The 25,003-nt window shown below is 53.7% G+C and carries 20 protein-coding genes; 4 read left to right on the forward strand and 16 right to left on the reverse strand.

All coding sequences use genetic code 11. From position 1 onward, the window contains the following. Positions 1-63: 63 nt before the first annotated feature. From tnpB to ACPPVP_RS34205, 6 genes are all read right to left on the reverse strand, one after another. Positions 64-411, reverse strand: coding sequence for an IS66 family insertion sequence element accessory protein TnpB (gene tnpB, locus ACPPVP_RS34180; protein ID WP_426527612.1), 348 nt, complete (start codon positions 409-411; stop codon positions 64-66). Further along, on the reverse strand, positions 408-803 hold the full coding sequence (tnpA, locus tag ACPPVP_RS34185; RefSeq protein ID WP_426527613.1) for an IS66-like element accessory protein TnpA: 396 nt from the start codon (positions 801-803) through the stop codon (positions 408-410). The genes tnpB and tnpA overlap by 4 nt, the downstream gene beginning before the upstream one ends. Before the next feature lie 469 nt (positions 804-1,272). Further along, positions 1,273-1,833, reverse strand: coding sequence for a WcaF family extracellular polysaccharide biosynthesis acetyltransferase (locus ACPPVP_RS34190; RefSeq protein WP_426527962.1), 561 nt, complete (start codon positions 1,831-1,833; stop codon positions 1,273-1,275). A gap of 142 nt (positions 1,834-1,975) precedes the next feature. Next, on the reverse strand, positions 1,976-2,311 hold the full coding sequence (locus ACPPVP_RS34195; RefSeq protein WP_426527963.1) for a glycosyltransferase: 336 nt from the start codon (positions 2,309-2,311) through the stop codon (positions 1,976-1,978). A 323-nt stretch (positions 2,312-2,634) separates the two neighbouring features. Next, positions 2,635-3,867, reverse strand: a complete 1,233-nt coding sequence (locus ACPPVP_RS34200; RefSeq protein WP_426527964.1) for a hypothetical protein — start codon at positions 3,865-3,867, stop codon at positions 2,635-2,637. A gap of 227 nt (positions 3,868-4,094) precedes the next feature. Then, the gene (locus ACPPVP_RS34205; RefSeq protein ID WP_426527965.1) at positions 4,095-5,702 is read right to left on the reverse strand and encodes a hypothetical protein; all 1,608 of its coding nucleotides are present in this window, start codon (positions 5,700-5,702) and stop codon (positions 4,095-4,097) included. A 164-nt stretch (positions 5,703-5,866) separates the two neighbouring features. On the opposite strand from ACPPVP_RS34205, the gene ACPPVP_RS34210 reads away from it, so the two are divergent. Further along, positions 5,867-7,324, forward strand: coding sequence for a hypothetical protein (locus ACPPVP_RS34210; protein ID WP_426527966.1), 1,458 nt, complete (start codon positions 5,867-5,869; stop codon positions 7,322-7,324). A 198-nt stretch (positions 7,325-7,522) separates the two neighbouring features. Here ACPPVP_RS34210 and ACPPVP_RS34215 read toward each other — a convergent pair whose 3' ends face one another. Together ACPPVP_RS34215 and ACPPVP_RS34220 are read right to left on the reverse strand one after the other, a co-directional pair. Beyond that, positions 7,523-8,098, reverse strand: a complete 576-nt coding sequence (locus tag ACPPVP_RS34215) for a WcaF family extracellular polysaccharide biosynthesis acetyltransferase (RefSeq protein ID WP_426527967.1) — start codon at positions 8,096-8,098, stop codon at positions 7,523-7,525. 18 nt (positions 8,099-8,116) lie between these two features. After that, positions 8,117-9,298 carry a glycosyltransferase gene (locus tag ACPPVP_RS34220; RefSeq protein WP_426527968.1) on the reverse strand — a complete coding sequence of 394 codons (1,182 nt, stop codon included), beginning with the start codon at positions 9,296-9,298 and terminating at the stop codon, positions 8,117-8,119. Between the two features lie 369 nt (positions 9,299-9,667). Here ACPPVP_RS34220 and ACPPVP_RS34225 point away from each other — a divergent pair, with 369 nt between their 5' ends. The 3 genes from ACPPVP_RS34225 to ACPPVP_RS34235 all read left to right on the forward strand — a co-directional run bounded on the left by ACPPVP_RS34225 (position 9,668) and on the right by ACPPVP_RS34235 (position 15,520). Further along, on the forward strand, positions 9,668-10,387 hold the full coding sequence (locus tag ACPPVP_RS34225; protein ID WP_426527969.1) for a class I SAM-dependent methyltransferase: 720 nt from the start codon (positions 9,668-9,670) through the stop codon (positions 10,385-10,387). Positions 10,388-10,981: 594 nt separating this feature from the next. After that, the gene (locus tag ACPPVP_RS34230) at positions 10,982-11,866 is read left to right on the forward strand and encodes a glycosyltransferase family 2 protein (RefSeq protein ID WP_426527970.1); all 885 of its coding nucleotides are present in this window, start codon (positions 10,982-10,984) and stop codon (positions 11,864-11,866) included. An 882-nt stretch (positions 11,867-12,748) separates the two neighbouring features. Further along, positions 12,749-15,520, forward strand: a complete 2,772-nt coding sequence (locus ACPPVP_RS34235; RefSeq protein WP_426527971.1) for a hypothetical protein — start codon at positions 12,749-12,751, stop codon at positions 15,518-15,520. Here ACPPVP_RS34235 and ACPPVP_RS34240 read toward each other — a convergent pair. The 8 genes from ACPPVP_RS34240 to ACPPVP_RS34275 form a co-directional block, all read right to left on the reverse strand. Further along, positions 15,501-16,703 (reverse strand): acyltransferase family protein, encoded by a 1,203-nt coding sequence (locus tag ACPPVP_RS34240; RefSeq protein ID WP_426527972.1) that lies wholly within the window; start codon positions 16,701-16,703, stop codon positions 15,501-15,503. The two genes, ACPPVP_RS34235 and ACPPVP_RS34240, sit on opposite strands and share 20 nt — an antisense overlap. A 730-nt stretch (positions 16,704-17,433) precedes the next feature. Continuing rightward, a complete protein-coding gene (locus ACPPVP_RS34245; protein ID WP_426527973.1) occupies positions 17,434-18,837 on the reverse strand; it encodes an O-antigen polymerase in 1,404 nt (467 codons plus the stop codon). A gap of 158 nt (positions 18,838-18,995) precedes the next feature. Continuing rightward, positions 18,996-19,991 (reverse strand): glycosyltransferase family 4 protein, encoded by a 996-nt coding sequence (locus ACPPVP_RS34250; RefSeq protein ID WP_426527974.1) that lies wholly within the window; start codon positions 19,989-19,991, stop codon positions 18,996-18,998. A gap of 101 nt (positions 19,992-20,092) precedes the next feature. Further along, entirely contained in the window at positions 20,093-21,034 is a 942-nt protein-coding gene (locus ACPPVP_RS34255; RefSeq protein ID WP_426527975.1) for a hypothetical protein, read from the reverse strand. A gap of 33 nt (positions 21,035-21,067) precedes the next feature. After that, positions 21,068-22,279, reverse strand: coding sequence for a glycosyltransferase family 4 protein (locus ACPPVP_RS34260; protein ID WP_426527976.1), 1,212 nt, complete (start codon positions 22,277-22,279; stop codon positions 21,068-21,070). 28 nt (positions 22,280-22,307) lie between these two features. Continuing rightward, a complete protein-coding gene (locus tag ACPPVP_RS34265; RefSeq protein WP_426538217.1) occupies positions 22,308-23,207 on the reverse strand; it encodes a glycosyltransferase family 2 protein in 900 nt (299 codons plus the stop codon). 2 nt (positions 23,208-23,209) lie between these two features. Continuing rightward, entirely contained in the window at positions 23,210-23,815 is a 606-nt protein-coding gene (locus tag ACPPVP_RS34270; protein WP_426527977.1) for an acyltransferase, read from the reverse strand. Between the two features lie 44 nt (positions 23,816-23,859). Next, positions 23,860-24,993, reverse strand: coding sequence for a glycosyltransferase family 4 protein (locus tag ACPPVP_RS34275; RefSeq protein WP_426527978.1), 1,134 nt, complete (start codon positions 24,991-24,993; stop codon positions 23,860-23,862). Between the last annotated feature and the right edge of the window lie 10 nt (positions 24,994-25,003).

Consider the following 25,003-nt stretch of genomic DNA (forward strand, 5'->3'; position numbering starts at 1 on the left):
ATGGAATCACAAAAGGGGCGATTTGAGGCGTCTTTTCTTCCGTGCTTCAGAACATTTTTGAGCCTATCCCGCGCTCTGTGGCCGCCACGTATGCTGCGGGTTGCGCCAGTCGATCGCCTCCAGCAGATAACTCATCTGCGCCGCAGTCAGCCCCACCACACCGCTCACCGTCACCGGCCAGACAAAACGGCCACGGTCTAACCGCTTGGCGTAGAGCGACAATCCAATTCCATCGTGCCACAAGGCCTTGATCAGCGAACCGCCGCGGCCGCGGAACACGAAGACATCTCCGGCAAACGGATCTCGACCTAGGCTTTCCTGCACCAATAATGACAAACCCTGCATGCCCTTGCGCATGTCGGTGTAGCCGGTCGCAATCCAGATCCGTGCGTTCGAAGAGATCGGGATCATCGACGCTCCAGAACCTGCAACACCCGCGCCAGCGCCGTCGCATCGACGCCGGCGTCGACAATCACCCGACGATCCCTGCCAACGACAATCACCATCTGCCCGCTCGTCGGTGTGGCAGCAACCGCCGGCTCGACCTCAGCGGCAAGGACGACCCGCGCAAAGCCAGATTGTTCGCTTTGAGGGCTAATCGGCTCGGCATTGAGCGCGCGACGCCATGTCATCAGCAACGAACGTGATATGCCATGGCGCCGTGCCGTCGACGATATAGCGCGCGGCGCTTCAAAGCTCTCGGTCACGATCCGCAGCTTCTCGTCATCCGACCAGCGCCGCCGGCGACCAGTCTCGACCACCTCAAGCCGCTCAAGCTGAGTACTGCGCTTATGGCTGTCCATAAGGACTGTTACGCACCAATTGGACTAATCCAACAAGGCGGCCCTCGCCAGAGGGAAACACGGCAATGCGGTTGCCATTTCCGATTCAGCAGAGCCGACTGAAAATGCGACTGATCACGGCCTGCACGTCGATGCGTAACCTCGAGCAGGCACAGACGAGTTCGATGACCTCGCGCGACCGTACATCCGATTGGCGAAGCGACCGGCCCGCCCTCTCGATCGCCTCATCCGCTACGAGCCAATGCTTTGGCGCCAGGCTTGCCAGATCCTGTTCACGCCGCAGCGCCTCGAACGCGCAAGCCGCGGGAACGACTGAGGCCGCGCTGACCGGTAGCGCGTTAAAGAACGAGCTACCCGCGTTTAGTCGGGATGCGATCCATGGCGGGCGGCTAACGTTGGCAATCAGGTGGCCAAATAAGGGTTGGAGGCGGCCCGTCACGATTGCAAAAAAACTATTGTGGTCGATTTTTTATGGGGGCGCGGGAGTTCGTCTGCCAACAAGTTTGGCGGGATTTCCCGTCACAATTGTCTCCGCATCAACGTTCGTCGTAACGATCGATCCTGCACCGATCACGGCCGCATGTCCGATTTCGACGCCGGGCCCGACAAAAACGCGCGCAGCAATCCAGCACTCACCTGCAACCTTAATTGGAGCACTGACGAACGGGAACGTCACGTCGCGGTAATCGTGCGTTCCCGCACAAAGGTAGGATTCTTGTGAGACACAGGAATGCGACCCGATTGATATTTCCGCAACGGAGTAAAGGGTCACATTATCGCCAATCCAGACGTAGTCGCCCATCGTCAGATTCCAGGGGCAAGTTACGCGTACACCCGGACGGATAAGAACGCGTCTTCCAATTTTCGCACCGAACAAGACAAGCGCGAACCGGCGCCAAGCGAACATGTACTGCGGCGTGGGTAGCACGAAGACCGCCTGGAATAGCCACCACAGCTGTGCGCGCCAGGCGGCGCCCCCGCGCGCGGTACCTCCAAAACGTGCCAGATCTTGAAATTGCCTAGCTTGCATCGCTGCCCAACGCTTTTTGACTACCTGATCATAGCAAGCGAGCAGTTTCTGCGCGGACGCGTGCCAGGTTAGTCGACCTCGCGCGTAACGGCTTGCTTACGCCGACATTTTTCACCGAGTGGCGTCATCCGTCAACAGTGTCTCAATCGCGCGGGAGCAGCCCATTAATATCGCGTTCCGTGAGAACAAGGGCGGCACCGGCCTCCTCCACATAAGGCCAGGTGTTGACCCTATCCGTTATCACGACGGGAACGCCTATCTGCATCGCCTCAACGACCGTAATTGCAAACTCTTTTTCACGGGATGGCAGTAGAAACAACTCCGCCGCGGCAAAGGACGCCCATTTCAGTTCGTCGTCCAAGTGTCCGGTAAAGACCACATCTGCCTGATATGCAGCTCCAGTATTTTGGCTCGCCAGTACCCGCAACGACAATAGCGCATTTAGTATTGTTTGCCTCACGCCCTGCAAGGCCTTCAAGATACGATCCGCCCCCTTCTTGCGATGGAGCCTTCCGAGAAGCGAGCGTGACACCTGTTTCAGGAGTTATCAAAAGTTGCCGGCGCGACGTTCCTGTTGCAGACCGGAAGCTGAAACTGGCGATTTTTAGCCTTTCCATAGCTTGGCGCATTACACCCGTGCTGTTGAGGTTGGCTATCGAATTTATGGAAACGGTATTGTCCCTCACGTTGGCGCATGCAGGCGTCGACAATCGGAATAATTTTCGTTTGCTAACGAAACCGCCTTTGCGACAACAGTTATTATAACCGATCCCGCGCCAACCACAGCTGCATCTCTAGCGATCAGCTGGTCCGCTCGACCATGTTTTTGATGTTGCGAAACGTTGGAAGCAATGGGCCGATTGGTGACTTCTCCAAAGCCTTTCTCAACATTTGACGTCGATTAGACGACCGTTCCCTGCGGTCGTGGTAGCGGAGAGCCCACTTGATCATGGATATAAGCTCCTTATCAGCATCATGCTCAAGTGCGAACTTCAGATTATCTTCCGTCAGATGTCGATGATCTTCCGCCATTAACTCAGCCCAGTGATCAAATGACTTGTTCTGAAAGGTTTTCGCGCGGTCGAAAAGCCCGAGAATCTGCAACGGCACAGCGGTTCGAACGCATTTAGGGCATTGGCCGCAATTAAATGCTCCGCCATAGTTCATGTGGCATACTCGCAGGTAATTTAGAACCAAATTGCAATCGTATTTAACGATTTTTGCCACCTTGTTCGCACGGCTACACTCCGAGCCGTCGTGGAGAATATGGGTGCTCTCCGTCGAATACATTTCGTCTACGAGAGGTGTGCTTCCGTGTGCCACCAAGTGATTATAATCAAATGCGGATGGGATGCATACGTATGCCATAAAGCTTGAGAGGGCCAAGGAAACACCAGCAAGGTCGCTCCCAAAATAGTATCTTTCCCAATCAGGGTTATAAACTTCTGCTCCTTGTAGACTAGTGCGGATATTGGTCTCTCCAATGATGCACGATACGCCGGCTGAAGAGGCTACATCGCGGATCCAGCTCTCGGTCTCACCGACGCCTCTGCCCCACTCAAGCTTGTTCTCAATCCCCTTCATGAAAATCAAATGAGAGAGCGGGGTTGGCAGCGCCCCCGCGTCACTTTTGTACTTCAAGAGGCTATAGAAAGAATCCACACCACCGGAGAAGAATGTTCCGGCTCGCTTAGGCCTCGATGGATTACAGGTTGTGACTGACTCAGCCGTAATTGAGACGCGTGCGAGATGCGGCCACCAAGTGTGGAATATGTCTCGGATTCGAGGCAAATTGAAAAGAAGCCGCGGAGAAATTGGCGGCACGATATGAAGCGGCTCACCGCTCTGCATGCACGGCATAAGCATCGCGGCCGCGAATGCGTCCGCTTTTGCACTAGCCGCGAACGGCTCATCCGAAACGGTAAATTCAAAGCTAACTTCAAATGCGCTTGGTGATGGCGCGCGCCTTTCGACCTTCCCAACAAGACGAGTTATTTTACCCTTAGCTTCGACGTCGACACTAACAAGACGCACAATCTTCCTCCCAAATAAGAGATTCAGGATTTATTTCCGTACCAATACAAGCGGCTCGACATTACGATTGAAAAGAAGCCACTGAGGAGAGCAACAGAGCACAGCGGCGGGTCCTTACTTGCGGGACCAGCGGCTCCTCGCAAGCAAACTGCAACGAGGGTGGGACTTGTACCGAACGTCAATTATAGACTTGCTGGCTAGTTGGAGCAGCGTGAGATTCACGGAACTTATCTTCCGTTATCCTTGAGACTTGATAGTTCGCTTGAGTCACTCGAGTACCTTTGCATGGCGGCCCGGAGTGCCCAAGGAAAGCTCTGATTAAAGGAGAATTCATAAGAGCGAAGTCCCTGAACATATTGTCCAATTGTCCTTACTCTTCCAGAACCGCGGAACGATTTGCTGCCAATTTGGACCAGGGCTAGCGACACGAATGTGACGACACTAAAAATCAAATGATCCCATAGCGATGGAGCGAAGGGCCGCCGCCATTTCGTGCCGGTCCGCGCGCCCCATCCGCCAAACGGAACTTTTTCTGGATATTTTTGCACAAGTGTCCTGCCACAATGCTCCTGATTGAAGGCATAAACTTCTCGCAAGGTTGTTTTTGTCAAGTTCGTTTCGAAATCTCCGTAAGTAGCGGCCTTCTTTTCGGTAGCAAAGGCCTTTCGCGGCACTCCTGCTTCCTCGACGACCCGTCGAGGAATCGGTCGCGAATAATGTTCATATGGCGTATTCGATACGTCCCATTCTTTCATTTCATGAGACTTGCTAATCCGCAAAATATCACGCAATCCGCTATAGCCAATATACGGAACAGGAATGTGCAGAAAGCCGGCCCATAGTCGGAATTCCGAGATGTCCAGACCGGTGTGCTCCTTGCGCTTATAGTTTTCAATCTTCTCGGCGCTCGAGCCGACGCCCCAAATTTCGTCTCCAAAACAACCGCTCAGATATAGCTTCTGATGCAAAAGTTCTCCGACGCCAGCCAGCTCAACCCCACTAGCAAAGCCAACGGCAGCCACAAATGGAACCTCTGGAAAGGAGCACTTTTTCCAAGCGTACCGGTCAACCTTATGCACTGTTAGGCCAAGGTGCTGCCCGATTTCGGATCCGTCATCATCAGCGCCGCCCCTCGCCCGAGAGAATGTAAACGCCTCCTTTAAGCCCGCTCTTTTTGCGAGCGCACATATCATGGGCGAGTCGTACCCAGTTGATATTCCGCTCAGCATCGAATACTTCCGCTCGCGCGCCGAGCTTTGTCCGTTTTCTGCGATGGCCTTCAGCGAAGATTCCAAGAGCGCGATATACTCCTCGAATTCTCGGAATGAGCGCCGTGGGTGATTCTTCTCGACTTGGCAGATATTATCGTTTTCAAAGCGGAGATTTCTGCAAATCGTCATAACGACCATGCCCTTAGTGGTCTTGAGAGTTTGCGCGTAGTCGTCAATTCCGTAGGTAATTTTGAAGGACTCTTCCTCAAAGGTCGCGTAACAACTATCGCATTCCGCGCTCATCTGCGCCATCAGGCAGGCGAGAGAGTTGGAAACCCACCACGTGTCTTCAACCTGAGCGTGATAGAGCCTATCCATTGGAGCGCATGACGAAATGAACGAGAGCTGTTTCCCCAAAAGCACGGCTCCCGATCCAAAAAAACAATCGGAATCCGCAAACGACGTATCTCCGAAAGGCCGGTCCCACACCCCCTCGCAAAACCAGGTCGCTCCCGTCTCGACACCGTGTCCGTGACGAACGCTCAATCGCCGATCGTTCCCATCGAGTTCTGCACACCAAGCTAGCGGCGGCCACGCGGGTATCGAAGAAAACTGCATTTTCATCAATCAATCCTCTCGAGAGGTCGTTACTATCAAATCAACGCCTCTCCAGGCATTAGGCTTTTCGAACGTCCGAGAATGCCGTACCTTTATCGCCAAGAAAATGTATTTCGGTACTCGTGACAGGCTCGTATATCATCCAAGCACGATCAAATCGAAGTGGCTAAGTGCAACGCACATCAAAAATGAATGGCCTGCGGGGACAATTTATTCTAAGCCGCGGAACGCAGGAACCACATCCGGAATGGGAGTGTGCAAGCCAATTCGGCTGGTTCCTTCAAACTCATCCGTCGCTTCGTCTACACAATGTGTTTGACACGACGGGAGTGTCCGCAGGCTGGCTGCTCGGCTACGCAATCGATACTGGATCGCAGCGAATGCTGTCGGGAGACTGGCTCCTTCACTGCGAGGCATCTCAAGAAAATTGCTCATCCATTGAAAGCCAACTCTATTCATTAGCAGGGCGCTATGTCCTAATACTTCTTGGGAAGGATATTCAAAGAATTTATGCGGATCCATCCGCCAGCCTTTCCACTCTTTACTCCGCCGACCAGCAGGTTGTTGGATCCACCGCTTCGGCACTTGGGGCAGTTGATCCGTCTCCCCTCGCCGCCCAGATAAGCCGGACGAGAGAAGCCAGCGGGACATGGTATCCGTGCGGCCTCACAGAGTGGCGCAACCTTCATGTCTTGCTACCTAACCACTATCTGGACCTAAATTCGTGGGTAGTCAGGCGACACTGGCCGGAATGCAATGCGCCTATTCCTTCAAAATTGCGCGATACTGATGCGACCATACGCGAGATCTGCCAACGACTTGCTGCAAACATAGCGGCCGTCGTAGCCGACCATCACGCAACCATGGAACTTACCGCTGGCCGCGACACCCGAATGCTGCTCGCATGCTCCAAGCAGCTCATAGACAGAATTCAGTTCGAGACATCACCGACACATTCCGCAACAGATGTGGACATCTCGGCCAAATTGGCAACTCTCTTCAAACTGAACCATCATGTTAGCCAGCCCGTGAACTTGCGACATGCTCTGCTACAGGGCGCGGCCGGCGAAGTAGGCCGAGCATTTTATTGGCGCAGATCGGATTATCAACAGCTCGCGTTGTCAGGAAAGGAAATAGCCGAGCGAATGCACTTTCCTGACACAACCTTCGTGCCGCAGCTACAGGATTGGCTTGATGAACTTCCGCAACTCAGCATTTTTGCTAAGTTAGATCTGCTGTACGTCGAACAACGACTTGCGATGGCTCACGCGCCGGCAAATTATGAGCGTGACTGCCGCTTTGCGTTTACTCTGTTTCCGCTAAGTGATCGTAGAATATTCGAATTGATGATGTCACTTCCGCCGTCATACCGCCTTCGCCAAGCACTGTGCCCAGATATCTGCAAGCTTCGCTGGCCCGAGCTTAATCTCTTTCCGATCAACTCGCCTTATTTCGAAGGCGTCGGATTTGGGAAGTATCGGAAGTTACTCAAACAGTCGACTTTTAGAGGTCTGAATCGTGAGCAGCGCTCGTTCCTGCGTAAGCAGACATTTCGTACAAGCTCTTTGGTCCATTTGATTGTTGACGACCTGAAGAAGGTTTGGCGTCGGCTGTTTCGGTCTACGTGAGCTTTTATTTCGTCGGCTTCGTCATCGCTTTGCATCGAGATTTGGCGCGCGCTAAACTAATTAAGCAGGGTCAGGTTTAGTGAAGTATTTGCTAAGTTTATAGGGACGAACTCAGGCCTCCTAGTCAAGCCGACCACTCTCCTTAGCCGTTTTCATGAGGACATGGACTTCGTACATATCGGCTCTCCTTCGAAGGGACTAAAAAGATCGAGCAGCCAGAGTATCCCGACCACGTCTGCCAACGAACTTGGCGGGATTTCCGGCCACAATTGTCTCTCGGTCGACGCTCGTCATGACAACCGATCCTGCGCCGACAACAGCCGCATCTCCAATTTTGACCCCTGGGCCAATGAATGATCGTGCGGCCACCCAGCACTCTTCCCCAATGTTTATCGGGGTGCTGACAAATGCGAAGGTAACGTCCCGATAGTCGTGCGTTCCTGCACAGAGGTACGATTCCTGAGAAACGCAGGAATGCGATCCGATCGATATTTCCGCGACGGAATAAAGATGCACATTATCACCGATCCAGACGTAATCCCCCATCGTCAGGTTCCAGGGGTAGGTTACGCGCACGCCTGGGCGGATGAGAACGCGTTTCCCGATCTTCGCACCAAACAGGACAAGCGCAAAACGGCGCCAGGCGAACATGTATTGCGGCGTTGGCAAAACAAAGATCGCCTGGAATAGCCACCACAACTGTGCGCGCCAGGCCGCGCCTCCACGCGCGGTTCCTCCGAAACGAGCCAGATCCTGATATCGCCTAGCTTCCATCGTGACCGCCCGACCGCCTTACGCACCTCGACCCGAAACGACCTCATCATAGCAAGCAAGCAGTTTCTGCGCGGACGCTTGCCAAGTTAATCGGTGGCACGCAAAACGGTTGCCTTGCACCGACATTCTTGACCGTGTGGCGTGATCCGTCAGCAACGTCTCGATGGCTTGTGGGAGATGCGTGTCGATGTCGCGCTCCAGCAGAACAAGACCGGCACCGGCCTCCTCCACATAAGGCCAGGTATTGACCTTGTCCGTTATAATGACTGGAACGCCCATCTGCATCGCTTCTGCAACAGTGAGTGCGAAGTTCTCCTGGCGGGATGGTAGCAGAAACAGCTCCGCCGCAGCAAAGCACGCCCATTTCAGTTCGCCATCAAGGTGCCCGGTGAACAACACCTGATCGTCTAACGCCAACGAACTCACGCGTTGCCTGATGTTCTCTTCGTATTCCGGCTCGCCAGTGCCCGCAACAATCAGAAGCAGGTTCGGAATTGTCTGCCGCGCGTGTTGCATGGCGTTTAGTACACGATCTAGCCCCTTCTTGTGATGGAGCCTTCCTAGAAACAATAACAGCCGCTTCCCTTCGGCTTGAGGGTAATTCTTCAGGAACTCAATCTTCAAATCGTCTCTCAGGGTCGAGCTTGCTTGCGCGCCAAGTGGTACAATTTCTCCGCGCGGCAGTCGCAGTCCTGCCAGCGCTGCCAGTTTCTCTTCCTCCGAGGTCGTATAGATCATGCGCTGGGCACGCGCTATATTACGGCTTTCGAATAATTTGAGATAGATAGTTTTCTTAAGCGCATTGATAGACAAGGAGTATGGGTCAAGCATACCGTGGGGCATGAGCACGTAGGGCTTGGCGTGCCGTTTACATGCATAACGAGCCGCTACGTTCAAAGGGCTCCAGAGCGTGTGCACGTGAACGATGTCTGCCTGTCGAACAAGCGCGTTGAGCTTTTCGGCTCCGGTGCGACTGACAAAGGGAAATGTTTCCACCCCCGTTAGAAACGTGGTGGGGGCATATCGCCCCATGCGTTCTCGCAAGATGTTCTCATCGCCTCTACAAAGCGCGAAGGTTGAGATGATATGGGAGCTGTGCCCTGATCGACTTGTTTCAGATATGAAATTCTCCACCACAACGGGTGGTCCGCCGGAGCTAGCATGCATGTAAGGGGTGACGTGCAGAATATTGTACGGCATTTGATATAGGCAAACGGCTTTGCGGTGTGAGTGCACGCTCTTGGCAACGACCTCTTAACGGAAATCCACGCACCTAGGCAACGGAACTCGTGGGGTGAAGATATTTCCTCTTGATTAGGACTTAAGGAACTTGGCACTCCAAGATTCTTTGCCTGAGCCGGACGGTCGAATACACTGGAGACTTGCCCGCAATCCTCGGCTAGCATCATAGATTGCGCAAATGTGTGCAGAGAAGGTTTTTGTGGTGGGCTTCTAGGTGCGCCCCTCAAAAAGACCGCCTTCAATCGGTTTTTGTTGTGTACGTCTCATTGACTTAAGCGCCAGAGGGAGGTGGAATAATCTGTTGGCGATATCCAAAGGGGGACGGAAGTGACTGATGAGTTCTGTTCTGTCCTTACCCAGATGTTGGCCGAGGACAAGACGGTAGGCCGCTCTGGGAAGCACTTCACCAATCTCGCATCCAATTCGACGCTCAATAATTTGCGCTTCATCCAACAAACGATGCGCGATCGAAAGCCGGAGCGAACACTTGAGATTGGCTTGGCATTCGGCGCATCTGCTCTAGTGTTCTGCTCAGAACATCAGCGCCTGGGCCATAAGGAAGCCAAGCAGCACACCGCAATCGATCCCTACCAGCCCTACCCGCCTTATGACGAAGCCGGCTCCTTTGCGGTCGAAAGGGCTGGACTGATCGGCTATCTGGACTGCCGTTCGGAATTTTCGGAATTTGTGCTACCGCGGCTCGTAGAAACTCAGCAACGCTTCGATTTCATCTACATCGATGGGTCCCACCTGTTTGAAAACGTATTCATCGACGCCTTCTATTCGGCGCACCTACTCAACGACGGCGGCTGGATGGCCTTGGATGATTCCAGCGATCCACATGTCGCAAAAGTCAACGACTTCTTTAGAACCAATTTGGCAGCCGCGGTCAAGGAGATCCCGCTGGGCGCCAAATCTGCCATTGCAGGTTTGCTCGGTAAACGGCAACTTACTGTATACGAGCGCCTTCCATATGACGGACCTCATCCGCCACGCACGTGGGACACTCCGCTCCGGCTATGGGATTCGAAGCTTGGTAAGTTCTGAAATGCAAAACTGTCGCCGATATGGCCCGCTGGATGGCGTGTAAAACACGCAGAAACTGGCAACGGTGTTCCCTCACCTGAGCAGCAACTTCAACGGGCTTCAGAGCGTATGTACGTCGAAGATGCCTGCTCGTCGAACAAGCGTGTTGATCCTATCTACCCCAGTTTAAACTGACGATGGGAACCACTTCCAAACCGATCATGATGTCGAGGGAGCAAATAACCGCAAGCGCTCCCGCAAGATGTCACTATCGCTCTCTGCAAAGCGAGAATGTCAAAAACTCTCCGAGCTATGTCACAGCAGCTTGCCTCGTCCATCAGATGGACCGGTCGCCTAATTGGATGTGCACGCGATCGACATTTGCCGCAACTCCTGATATGCGTTGCCACGACGTCGCACTTGAAGTGAACGATCAGATGCCTCTACGACTTCTATGTGGAAGAATGCCCAAATTCGTGCGGGCTGGGCAATCTTAGAGTGCGCGTTTCAAAAAGCGGTTAGCTAGCAGCGAGAAGATCTTTCGGACGGTCAGGACCTAGTTTGGAGGGAAATAATAGGGTAGTCTGCGGCTCATTATCATGTAGCTGATTTGTGATGAAAATTGCAGTGGTTATTGCATCTACAATGCGACCAAAAGCTTTGGCCGCAACGCTCTCCTCGCTAAGCGCTCAAAGCCGCGCAGCAGATGTCATTGTCGTATCTGTTGTTGGATCTTCCGACCTTCCCGAAACCATGGTCGAAAGTATCCAACTAGTCTACTCAGAGCGCGGGGCAAGCAAACAGCGCAACAGAGGGTTAAAAGTTCTTCCAGAAGACACCGACATCGTTGCCTTTCTCGATGACGACATCATTCTTCATCGCGACTACGTACAAGGCATAGAATCCATTTTTTCAGCGAAGCCAGACGCTGCGTTAATAATGGGACACTTGATTGCTAACGGCAACGTTTCAATCAAAAAAGCCCTCGAGCTTGTCAACCCTCCGGCAGGTTCAACACATTACGCGATAACTCCAAGCAGTTTCGGCGATGTCTATGGTTGCAATATGTGCGTTCGTTTTGATGTAGCTTGCAAAGAGCCGTTCGATGAACGACTGCCGCTTTATTCTTATATGGAGGACGTCGATTTTGGAACGCGCGTGCGTCGCCATGGCCACGTTGGCTACTATCATGGAAGTCTCGCAGTTCATCTTCGAGTAAACGAAGGCCGCGTTAGCTATCGGGCGCTCGGCTTTTCCGAGATCATGAATCCGGCTTATCTCGCAGCTAAGGGCACAATACCTGTATGGCATGCATTATGTGGCTTCGTGCTCAGAAAGCCGCTAGCAAACATCGTGCGCTCGTTAACCCGTGGCCCGCGAAAAGCTGAACGTCGCGAGCGATTGATCGGCAATTGCATCGCCCTGCGTTATTTGCTTTCCGGAAAGATCGACCCAGACCGCGCGGTGGACATTGAAGCAAAGGAAACCAGCTTCGCCTGAAACTTCCTACAGCCTTTCTATTAAGACTTTTGGCACAGAAGCAATCTACGAATTTAAGAAACCGATCTCCCGACAGACACGATCTGCAATAGTTTCACGCCCATCTCAAAAGACGCGAAAGCGAGGACGGTCAGACGCCTTCAGTGCGTCGTAATGGAATAGCACTTGTGGGCAAAGGAACTGTCTTCCATCAGTGAGTTACGAAACGTGCTTACCTCGTTGGGATTCAGCCGCATCAGCATAAGAGAAGCCGCCCCCATCATTCGGCATGGCTTTCGCAGACGGGTAGATCGACATGCGGTACAAACGCCGAAAGCTTAACGGCCGCCTTGTCGAGACCGGGCTGAAGGCGAATAAGTGACTAAACCCGTTCAAAGGATCAGGACGGATAAAGATGGCGGGTTTTAAAGTCCAGCGACTTCGAGCCTATGAATTTTCCTTCAACCAATGCTTCCGTTGGGCGCTCCGCGTTGCGGTCGGCGGTATACGGAAGCGGCACGCCACGATATTTGGTAATCGGCGCTGGCCTTTAACGAAATGCTGTGCGCGGGTTCGCTGTCAGACGTGAGAGGATTCTGATCGTGATCCCAGTTCCGGCTGCTGGATTTGCCTCTTGGTCATCTTGTTCAAGCTACTCTCAACGAAACGCCACATCAGATATGCGGATCCGATCGACGCGGCTAAGGCTAAAGCGAGCGCGATAATTTTAAAATAACAGCAGGACGTCCCGCGTCCACTTGCGATTGGTGCGCAATTATTGTGTTACTAAAGCTGGCGCAGGAGCACTTGATACACCAATTCTCTAGACCTTGGGGGGAACACCAGCTTTACTTCGATTTCTTCGCCGTCTGGAGGCGGTCGCGGCGGCAGGATTATCGGCGGATGAACGTACGGAAGTGGCTTCTTGCACTTACTGGATTGCTGGTTTCGGCGATTGCGCAGGCGCATAGGCTTGGTGCAGTGCCGTTCTCCAGCATCGGAAGTCTCGATGATACAACGCATCAAGCAGCGTACCTTCAGGGACACACCTATCTTCCAAGCATCCGAACTCAAGTCGCATTCAACACCTACGGTGGCGTCTGCGATGGCGTAGCTGATGACACGCTCGCCTTCCGTGCGTTCAAAGCCGCCAATCAAGGCACGGCACCCATCCAACTAAACCTGCCAACCGGAACCTGCACATGGACGCCGGGCAGTGGGAGCAATCAATTTCTCTTCAAGGGCGTGCAGGACTTAATTGTCCAAGGTCAAGGGCAGGCAAACACTTCTATCAAGAACCTAGGCTCTGTCGCCTACATGTTCTTTGGAGGTGATGGACAGAAGCAAAACAACGCAAACAGCATTCGCACTGCCGACGCCAATGAAGGGGATAGTTGTGTTACGCTGAAGACCTCGCCGTTTGTCACGGTCTCGAATGCTTCAAACAATCTGACTGTGCCGGCAACTTTCACTGCGTCAATTTCGGCAACTACGATGACAGTGACGGCGGTAGCATCTGGTACGATCGCCCCAGGTGCGTATGTCACCAATCGACGCAGTAACGTCACGCCGTTTACTCAGATCCAGCCTTACGGGACTCGGGGAACAACAGGCGTAGGCGGAACAGGTACTTACGCCATTACCATTTCGCAATCGCGCGGTTCGGGCACTTTCACGACGGCACCAGCCTCCTTTACTGCGGACTTTGGCGTTTCAACTGCGAACACATTGACAGTATCTGCCGTAGCTGATGGCACAATAACGCCGGGCATGTTTGTATACTCAAATGGCGGGGGCATTGGAGCACCTATGGTGATCCAGCCCTACGGGACCGGCGGCACCACCGGTGGTGGTGGCACAGGAACCTATAATCTCAATGTTGGCCCAGCCTCGGGTAGCGTCTCCAGTCGTGGCTTTATCGGTAATGGCCAGATCAGACTAACCCTCAACTCCACGGACGGCCTTTCAACCGGAGACACGCTTCCTTTTTTCGGCATTACGGGCGGTGGTCTCGTTCCGTTGAATACGTCCGGTCTTCAGTGGATCAAAGTCATCAACGGGACGCAGGTCGATCTCTTCCAAAAGGATTTTAATGGCGGTTACACCAGCGGTGGCACAGGTGGCGGCGATCAAACCGCTCTATTTCCTGTTGGATCTAAGGTGCTCATGTCGGGTTGGGCCAACCAAGCCTATTATGGCAAGGCTTACAGTTTTCCCAGCAACCCACATTTTTATGACTACCTCACCGTTCAGAGCACTAACTCGACGACGCATCAGGTCTGCTTCACGACGCCTCTGACAAATAGCTACAAAGCGGCATGGCCGCAGTATAATACGGGGAGTCAGTTCGAAGTCGATCCTGGCGGTCCAGCGACGCTCTATTTGCTCGACCCGTCATGGGAAATGACGCTCGTTATGAAGGATCTGACGATCGATAGCGGGCCGGCGTCTACCACTGCCGGACGTAGTGCGACGCTTCAGAATGTGACGATGACCGGGGGGCTCTGCGCGATCCCGTCGCAGAATGAAACGATCAATTGGATTAATGTCACCGGCATATCTTGTGTCATTGAGGTCGATAAAATCATCGGCACGTGGAACACCAAAAACAGCACAGTATTCAAAATCGACTACCAAAGCTCATCAATCAACTTGTCCAATCATGACGGGCTTACGGCCGCTGGCGGCGCTGGAACCGGCGGTGTTTATGGGTCTGGCAAAAAATTGAACATACAAAATTCGACGTTGGACACGCTAATTGTTGGAAACTTCGGTGGTGCCACCTACGGCGCGTCAGACGAAACAATTTGTATGAATTGTATGATCAAAACGGGCATCCCCAATAGTCTTGGGGTTGGGATGCGGGTTAATGATCCGCGTATCCCATGGAGCATGTCAGGCGGCATGATCACCATCCCGTTAGCTTATAGTCTCGGTGTTTATGAAATTCAGACCAAAACTCTTGTGCCTGGGAGCTATCAAGTTTGGCGAGGCACTGGCGGTGTTGCCGGTCAATGGGGCACTGTTTTTCAGGTTGTTAGCGTTACCTCTGATACGGACAATACATACATCCAGACTAGCGACGCTGGAGGCTTTCCGACGGGAGCTTACGCAAGCAGCACGCTCAATGTCTCAGGGCATCCAGCACCAAAATTCACGGGTAGCTTTACAGGAGGTTCGGCTGCCAGTGCTCGCGTGTTCAATGGATGCCCTGCGCAAGCGCCCATGTATTCGTGTGCAAATCTCACGTATACGGGCGGGGCTTCCGGTACAACTAGCGGTTACGCTGCCATCATGCTGGGATATCTAGACGCGTTTACGTTCACTAACAACGTCCCGTATACCAATACAGGGTCGCTCACATGGTCGCTTGCTACAAACGGCTGGCAGACGATGAAGAGTGATTTTTCTCTAATTAGTTTTGGTGGTCCAACCACACCTGACGGCAACGCGATCATAAACACCAAACTCTCATCCAGCGGGGGCGGCGGAACGCGCAGGATACCGAGCGGCGGACCAGCTACAGGAACTCAAGCCGGCGACACTGTTTCCGCACCAACTGCAACCAACTGGTTCGGAGGCAGTGCCTTTGCTGGACCCAACTTCAGCGCCAACACTCCGAGCGATAGCCCGCAAGTGACGATGACGCTGCGGACTAATCAGAATCTGCCTTAGACCGAACTGAAGATGTGAAGAACCGCTTCAAGCGCAGGAATGGCATCTCATAGAAGTAAAAAGAGGCTACCGCTAGAGAGATACATATCCCCAATTTCGTGGCTGCAAGCAAGAACGCGCCGAACCCGATCCAGCCGCCAAACGATCCGACCCACGGCGCTACAGGCAGCATCTGATGCAACGCTGGCATCAAGGCGCCGTGGATGATATAGATTCCATAGCTGTACTTCCCAAGAAATATGAGAGGACGCAGTCTAGCCACTCTGGCCAACGCTCCGTCTCGATCTATAAGGATGACGATTAGGACGCAAGCGAACATGGTTGTGATGATGCTCAGGCCAGCCGTCTTCATCAGCCAGTGATGTGGCCACAGCCCCCTGATTATGAAAAACACGACGACCAGAAATAGCCCGCAAGCCGAAGCGATAATTTTGGCTGGTTTGCAAAGTCGCTGCAATTTGGTCGGGCTAAGAATCGCGATGAGGGCGCCGGCGGCGAGTCCGTCCCATCGGCACGGCGTGAGATAGTAGGCGGAGTAATCCTCAACTCCTACAAGGCACAGCAGACACCTCAGTAGCAGAGCGCTGGAGCACAAAAACACGCATATGGCCACCAGAACCCTATTGTTCGCCAAAAGGACCACAGCAGGCCAGACCAGATAGAATTGCTCCTCAATCGACAGCGACCAAAGATGCAGGAGGTTAAACTGGTGAGTGGAGAACGGATTACCACCGATGATCCACGCGCCAAAATTGGTAGCGTAGAACCAATGGTAGGACTGACTTTCCACAAATGATCGGGGTTCGATCTGGATCAGTCCGGTGCCCGGAAGAGCAACGAAAATGATAAGCAGAATACCATAATACAAAGGAAAAATCCGCAGCGCGCGGCGCATGTAAAAGTTGGTGAAATATCCCGGTCCCTGCTTACTGCGCAGTAGTATATCGGTGATCAAGAAGCCAGACAAAACAAAGAAGAAATCGACGCCAATCCAGCCCCCTGTGGTGAACAACTTCTTGAACCATTCCGCCGCACGCCACTGCAGCGAAATATCGGGAATGAAGTGCAGTAAGGCGACGAGCAAAACAGCCACGCCACGAACGCCATCCAGAGCAGCAATATGTCCCCTCGCTTCCATCCTCCAATCACGCAATGGTAGCCAACGTCCACCTAATCCATTCATATGGAGCCTTCGCTCCAAGCAGAATGGTAGTCAGCGCCATACCTAACAGAAACACGCTTGTTATATAGCGTGGCACGAAGTGGGCTGATCGGATTCCACCGGATACGGCCCGCTCAAAGGCATAAACGGATGAGTTAATAGGAGAGCCAAGAACGCAACGACCAGCGGCACTAGAATCGATCGCGATCGCGTACTCATGCAATGCAATATCGCGGATCCAACGGCGACCAAAGCAAGTAGGGCTAGTCCGTATGACCATGAACCGATGTGCGCTATGAGAAAGTCATACCAAACGCTGGGCGGAGGAGAGCGCATAATCCACTGGAACAAGGTTGGCTGCGCATTCTCTAGCGTCAAAGGACCATCAAACGGACCAACCCTACCTGGGAATAGAGGATTGCCCGTAAGGATCCAATTCCGAACATACCAGTAACTGCCAGTTATCGCCACTCCCAGGGCAAACAATAGACCTCGGTTGACCCTCTCGACGTGAGTGATGGATTTTTTTCGAGTCCTACGCGAATTTTCAAGCGTTATCTCAAGCTCGATGCCATTCGCAACGCCTAGGAATTCCCTACCTTCGGCCGTCTTCACTGAATACCCCGGAGTCGAAATCTATCCGAGCGCTTTTCAAGCGACTTCTCGGGGATCGGGGGCATGACCACGATGGCGTTTGGGCAAAATGCAATGCACACAAGAGAACCCAGTAGCAGCCGCCAACGACGGCCAGCTATCTCGTCTGATTACCTGCCTTCGATAATAAAGATTTCCCGATAATCCACATTGCCAGCGTCGGCAGCATAAACGGAACCATCGTTAGAAGACTGCGCATTGACATCGCGGCGCACAGGAAACCGGATGCATACAATATCTGAGAAAAGGAAGACTTTTTGTCCTGACCAACCTGATTCCATCGACCAGCAGCGGCGCCAAAAATAAGCCCGGCAATAAGGACACCTGCAAACCCGAATGCCATGTAGGCTTCACCCGCAAAGGTACAGGCCAGCGTAGTAACACCATCGAACGACCCCAGCGCCGCTTCAATACTCGTACTCAGCCCTTCCGGCTTGCCCGGCCAAAGCGCACGAGGAACGGGTTTGATGATTGCTTGAATTGGTATTTCAAGCCCGAGGTAGTTCACGGCGTCCGGAAACACGTTGGTCAAATTGGAGATATTGACGATGTTATGATCAATATAGAGTGTATTGAAGTGGCGCTGATCGCCTGCGAGTGAACCGATACCGCCCGCTGATCTAAGCTCGAGCATCAGCGTGCTGACGAACAGCAACAGCGCAGCCATCGGAACACCCACCATGAGCAGTCGCTTCAGCTTCAGTTCCGGCCTGCTCAGGACATAAGCACCGAACATCGCAATGACATACGTCCCGAGCACATTCCGGGTTCCTTGGGCGAACGCGTAGAAGAATGTCAACGACAGGACCGATATCACGATCGATTTCTGCAAGACAGAAAACTGCTTTGCCCGGGCAAACATGAAACCGGCTATGGGAGGCAGCAGGTAAATCAAGAGACTCAATTCGTATAGCAGTGCGGATATGTCTCCCAGCTTTCCCCTTCCCCAGGATTGAGTGAACCTCGGTCGAGCCATCTGCGTGATCATCTCGATCGGGTCGAAATTCACGGCAATGAATATGTGTAGATATCCGACGATGAACGCAAACAGGAACAATCCGAACAGATGGCCCGGCTTGAAATCAACCGGCGCGACGGGACTCGATCGCGTCGAGACCAGATGGCGGCCCAGGACCAATCCGAAAAAGGCAAGCAGAACGACCTCCGTGCCGCGCGTCGCGGCATCAATGCTGACGCTGCTGTTGACATCGGGCTGCGGGAAAAGGAATTCCAGCAGCGTCAAACCGTAAAACACCCAGAGCATCAGATTGTCAGTACGGATTAGCGCGCGAACGCCCGCAAATGCTTCAACAATCGTGGCGCCCAGTAGCGCTAATCCCACGCCGATCGCGGCGGTACTGAAGATCGATTCTGATTCCGTCGAAGGGAGAGCAAGCCAGGTCACCGCAAGTCCGACAACCATGATAAGGGTAGGAATAGCCGGACTTCGCGGGATATTCTCCGCAGTCTGCCCATTGAAGCTTCCGGACAGTTCGGTCATCGCGCGCTCACCAGCTTCCCAGCATAAAGCTTCTCGTAATACGCCGCCAGGGCGTGGTCGGAAAATCGTTGGTTCACGAGGATCTGCGTCGCCCCCCGAATTGCCCCAAGGCTTATCGGTGAAATATCATAACCGCCGAGCAGCTATAAACTTCAGCGCTAGTTGGACATCAAGGTTTCCACTACGTGGACCCATTTGTCAGCTCCAGATTCGGGGGTCAAGGTACCGGCTCTTTCTCGCGATTTTGCGCCCCACTCTTTTGCCATCCAGGGATTCTGGATCAAGCTCTTCATCGCCTCATAGAGCGCGTCCACGTTACCTGCTTCAACTCGTGCTCCATTGATGCCATTCTCCACATAGTCGAGACCCGCACCAACGGCATCAGAGACAATAATCGGAAGACCAGCCGCGAGTGCTTGATTGACCACAACTCCCCATCCATCATGTCGGCTCGGCAAAACAAATACATCCGACTTGGCAAAGTATGACGGCAAATTTTCAGGATCCTGAAAACCTTCGTACTGAATCCTCGCTCTTGCTTCCGCTCCCACGAGTTTCATAAAGGTTGGCAATTCTGCTTCTCGTCCGACCAGAAGCAATCGGGCCTTCATTCCGCTCGAGATTAGCCGATCGAACGCCAACAAGAGGACATCTACCGCCTTGCGTTCGATCATCTGGCCGCAAAAGAGGAATGTCATCGACGACCGATCATCCGAGTTCCGTTGGATCGACAAGAAGGAAGTCAAATCGCAATGATAGGGAATGCAGCAATGTTGAACATGCGGGAAGCGTTTGCGGTAATCCTGTTCTGCAGCGGTCCCGATCGCAACGATACCAGTCGCCCTCGTAAGAGGAGCCGCCAATCGTGTTTGAACGATACGCTTCAACGCCGCTTGCGCTCGCATCTGTTCGCCCCAGTACAGCCAGCGCCGGTCACGCAGTTTACCGCGCATGAGAAGCTGTCCGGTAAACGAACTATAGGAGCTTAAAACGACAACATCAGCCTCCGAGAAATCGGGCAAAGGCCAGTTCATGTGGGCGCGAACATTGCCAAACGTAACTGAAAAGCCAGGAAGGATCTTTTCGAATGGCCTGAGTTTCTTTTCCGGCCATGGTGATTCCGGAACAGCGGCTTCGAGATAGTAGACGCTCAAATCTATTTCGTCCCGCTCAGCTAGAGCACCGAATAGATCCCGTTGGTACGGCGAAGGTACGATTGTCACAAAAGCTAACCTATGCCTTCTTTTCATGCAGCCTACGCCAGCACCGGCGGGAAGTGCTTCGGCGTCCCTAATAGCGATTCTGACAAATGCAGAACTTTTCGTGAGAGGCATTTTCGACGAACGTAAGGGCGAAATCTCTTCAGAAATACGTCCCCGTCAAATGGGTATCGTGCGAGTTTCGACAAGAATATCTTGTCCGCCGGCAGGTGCAGGAGGGCAGCACCCTTAACCCTATCGAAGGGCGGTTGCTCATGCCGTGTCCTTGACGTCCACCAGCGGGCAACCGACCCATCCTTCCCATAGTCAACCAAGGACACCCCATCCAGCTGCGCACAGTTGAGCGCGGCGGACATGATCATTTCATCTCCAACGTGCCCCAATGAGCCAACATTCTCGATATAATTCACCCAAAACATTTCAATGTAAGAAGAAATCACGTGGAACATACTTGCCGAGCCCGTGACGAACTCGCCGCCATACCAACGCGCCTCCGGTATCGATCTGCCGGAAACCTTCTTCATATCGGCAATGATTCTATTCTGTTCGTAAATCGGTCGAATCTGATCAGAGATGTCGTAGACGCCCAACGCGTTACACTTCGGCAGTCGCCCAAGCAGAACGGTGTCTAGATCGACAAATCCGACATCGTTGCCAAATTTTCCGGATCCGAAACCGCGGAAAAGATCGAGCTTGAAGTGGGCCGAGTAAAACGGAATCCCTTGAGGCACGCGAAGCGAAAATTCGAAGTTGGCCGTGGGCAGGTCGCTGAGTTCCAAGCGCTTTAGTCGCCGCTGGATCTCCAGCGTGTCATTTGTTACCAGGCTGAACGTTTCTCCTGCCGATCGAAATGCCTTGGCACACAACGAGGCACAGGAGAGATAGACGTCGACAGGGTCCGCCCTTCCCGCCAGATTTGCATTTCGATTACGACCCTCGTCAATGTACAGGAGGCCGTAGTACTTTGTCGGCTCCATCAGTCGATCTCTCCTCGTAAAGATCGCCCGCTATCAATCGAGAACACTGAGCCATCTCGATCCAACCGATTCAAGATCGAATTGGTCCGGCTCCGCATTATCCGAAAGTCGCTGCAGTTGCGCACTATCGGCCACAGCCCGGCGCAGTACGGCTGCAATTTCCTCTCCCGATGGTCCATTCAAGAGCCAGCCATTCCTTTCATGCTCAACGACCTCGCCACTAAACTTCGTCGTAAGGACAGGCAGCCTCCATGCTTGCGCTTCCAACTGGGTCAAACCGAATCCATCAGAGAAAGTCGGGAAGAGGAAGATGTCGGCTTCACGATAGAATTGGTTCGTTTTGTCTCGATTTACCGGCCCAGTCCAATGCACGTTAGCAGCACTGCTGAGATCTTGTGGAACAGAAATTTGGATTGAACCAACAAAAGTAAACTCAACAGGTTCGTCGCGCAGAAGCCTTATTGCATCAAAGAGCGGACCGACCCCCTTACGCATATTGATCTGCCCGAGAAATAGCGCTCGAAGAGGACGTGAGCGCGTGAAAGTTTTGGGATAAACGCGGCGAAACGACCGAGCGATCGAAGGCACCGCATAAGCGAGCGGTACAACTCGAAGTTTTTCGCTCGCGATGCCTTCCTCAATGAGCGCTTGCCGGGACCAAGGAGAATTCACCACAATGCGATCCGCGAGCTCGCATTCCTGGCGCCAGGCCTGCCAGTATTCTGGAGGAGCCCTGCTCCACTGCTGAAGTCTACTTGAGTCTCTTTCGTACAATCCGGCAACGATCTGCTCCTCCGGCGGCCCCGGATCGATCTGATTGAGGACGGTAAACCAGCCTTCGCTGCGCGCATACTCCAGGATTTTCAAGGCCGCATAGCTGTAAGCCACAAGAACTCGCTTCGAAGGCAGCGCCTTCACGAGGCGCAATCGCGAAACAGCCGCATTCTGGAACTGGATGTTGCGAGCCATGATGCGCTGCCATCCACGCAGGCGTGCAATATTGGCGTACATCTCGAATGAGATAGCGCGCCAGTTGGAAGCACTTATATTCGCGTTGGTTAGGTCTTCATGAAAGCGAGAATCAAGACTGGGCTTAAGTCTGCCGAGATAAGAGCCAGGCAACGCCCAACAATCGGTGAACAGCAGCTCCAACTTGCCTATTTTATGCAACGCCCTCGCAACCGCGTAATGTTCTCGTGCTCCCAACTGACAACAAACCCAGCTCGCATGCTTACCCCAGATCAAACACGTAACTCCTCACTGTACGATACGCTCATCCCCTCGCCCTCGCTGCCGCCTTCCTGCGGAAGACCTGATCGGTTCTCCGAAAGGTCAGATAGCTGATCAGCGTTCTCAAGGAGACAGGGCGACGAAACCGGCGATTGCGCCAACAAGCACCGGGAATTCTCAAGACGCCCTGTGCGATTCCCGAGACTCGTCCCATTCGAGCGCAATAGGCGACCTTTCCTGCGACTTGTACGGACGCCCATCCCCACGCGAGCAGCGGATAATGTAGGAATGCGTTTAAGGCGAGATTCGTTATCCCTGCAGATGTGATTTCTGCGGATTTGTGATGCACCAGATCAGTATCGTGAAAAACGCGCAGCTCGCCGGACTCATAGATTGTCCATTCGGTCCGAAACAGCTGCAGGCTTAGATCAGCTTCCTCGATCTCGTAAGACACTGGTACTGGAAGATACCCGCGAACTTCACGATAAGCTGCCAGTCGGATCGCGTGCCCACAACCTATGAAGTTCGGGACGCGACGAAGCGCATCGGTTCGCAACGAATCCGGTTCCCCGCGATGCTGAACATGAGCGCTGAAGATTGCAGTTCCGCGGTGTTCCAAAAAAAGGCGAACGACAATTGCAAAGAAGTCCGCGTCAACAGGCCAGGAATCATCGTCAAGGCTCACGGCATACGGCGCGCTGCACGCCAACAGGCAACGGTGGCGTCCACCGCCCGGACCAAGCCGGCCTGCCGAGGTCAGGATGTGAACACCAGGAAAACGCTCCATGAGATGCCGCTCCAGCGCCCCATCGTTCTGATCGATGTGGACCCAGATTTCGGCCGGCTGCGGATCGCACGCGAGGACTTTTCCTAGAACCGAGACAACCGCGCTTCCCCGGTTGTAGGTAGGGATAACAACGGCGACAGGCGCTTTATCGGCCACGATCAATCCCGGTCGCGTCGACGCTTAGCCGGCTCGCCCGCGACCTGCTTTCCACTACCGATCTGACGTGCCGGGACGCCGGCCACTCGCTCTCCCGGCCCGACGTCTGTCGTGACGACGGCGCCGGCGCCGATGATGGCATTGTCGCCGATGCTGACACCCTTGAGAATCACGGCATGCGCCCCGATCCAGACATTGTTACCAACCTTAACGGGGGCCTCGACCAGCGCCTGAGCCGAAATCGGGCCATCGCCGGCCCCATGGTCATGATCGGTGATGTAGCAGTATGGCCCGATCATGCACTCCGCGCCGATACTTATGTTGAGGGATGCGTCGAACATCGTGAAACGATTGACATAGGTGCTCCTGCCAATGAATAGTTTCGGCCACGCGCCACGCGTTCCCGTCGCGAGCAGGACGACCTCGTCATCCAGTGCGACCATGTCGTCCAGCGCGATATCCCAGGGATTCCTCGGCACGTGAATCCGCCTGATCCAGCATTTGCGGCCGACGCGAACACCGCACATGCGAAGCCGCATGATGCGGATGCGGCTGGCAGCCGCGCGCGGATAGCGGATGAGGCGGTTGATTAGATCGTCGCTGAGCATCAGAGCGCCCGTACCTAGCAGCTCAGCTCGCCTGAGCGACTTCTTTAGGAACGACCATCGATCCGCTTTGCCAAGACCTCTTCGTAGACTGCAACCGTCCGCTTTCCAACGATTGACCAATTAAGCGATTCAGCCCGGGCTCGCGCTGCATCACCCATTCGACGACGCATATCAGCATCCTTATATAGCCTCAGAATCGCGCCAACGATTTCCTCCGCCGACCCCGGCTGACAAAGTATCGCGGAACTCGGGCCGGCGTACTCTCCAACACCTCCGACGTCCTCGGCAACAATCGGCAAGCCACAGGCCAGTGCTTCAAGAATTGCATTGTTAGCCGTTGCTGTTTCCAATGTGAGAAGAAGGCAGGATGACTCCTGATACGCGTCTCGCAGCTCGACATCGCTTAAGCCAGAACTCGCCCTGACGTTTTTACGCCCCGCAAATCCCGCGATCCTGCTCTTCGGTGCAATTATCCTAATCTCGATGTCTTCGTGCGGCTCCAACAGGCCACAAACGCGGGCAAGCAGATCGAAGTTTCTACGGTAATTCCCGACGAAGATGGCCGTAAACGGACCTTGCCGATCGGTACGGGATGGCGTGAAGAACTCGCAGTCAATACCGTGATGAACGACGTGTATCCGATCGCTGGGCACTCCGACCGACTCGAAATAGGGGCGCTGGACTTCGCTCATCAATATCACGGCCGCAAAATTCTTCAGGCGCTTCGGCGCGTTCACTACTTCAGGCAAAGTATCGGGTGGGCTGTGAAATGTCCCGCAAAGTGCTGTATTCCAGCGATCTATCGGTAACTGATCAATAAAGCCCCAATCCCGCTCTGCCCACATCAGGTGGATAAGACCGCTGAAGCCCGCCTGCATAGCCTGCCAGGTTCGATACTCCAGCTTCAGCGAGGCAAGTCGATACCAGCTGGATCCCGAGAAGGTATCGAGCATTTTTTCCAGCGTCCGTTCGCCGATCCCCCGAGTGTTGGTTCTCGTTTCATGGACAAGCTGCGACTCCGGAATATGTTTCGAGAGCCGGGTATATCCTGAGAACCCGCCCTGCACAGACTCATCGCTAGCCAGCAGTAGATATTTAAGGCTACGCAGGCGTGTTGCAGACCAACGGCCTGAGTCCACGCCGGCTCGTCCGACACTTTCATCTATCTCAGAATTCACGGACTTCACC

It is taken from the genome of Bradyrhizobium sp. McL0615 (genome assembly GCF_049993905.1).
Taxonomy (GTDB): domain Bacteria; phylum Pseudomonadota; class Alphaproteobacteria; order Rhizobiales; family Xanthobacteraceae; genus Bradyrhizobium.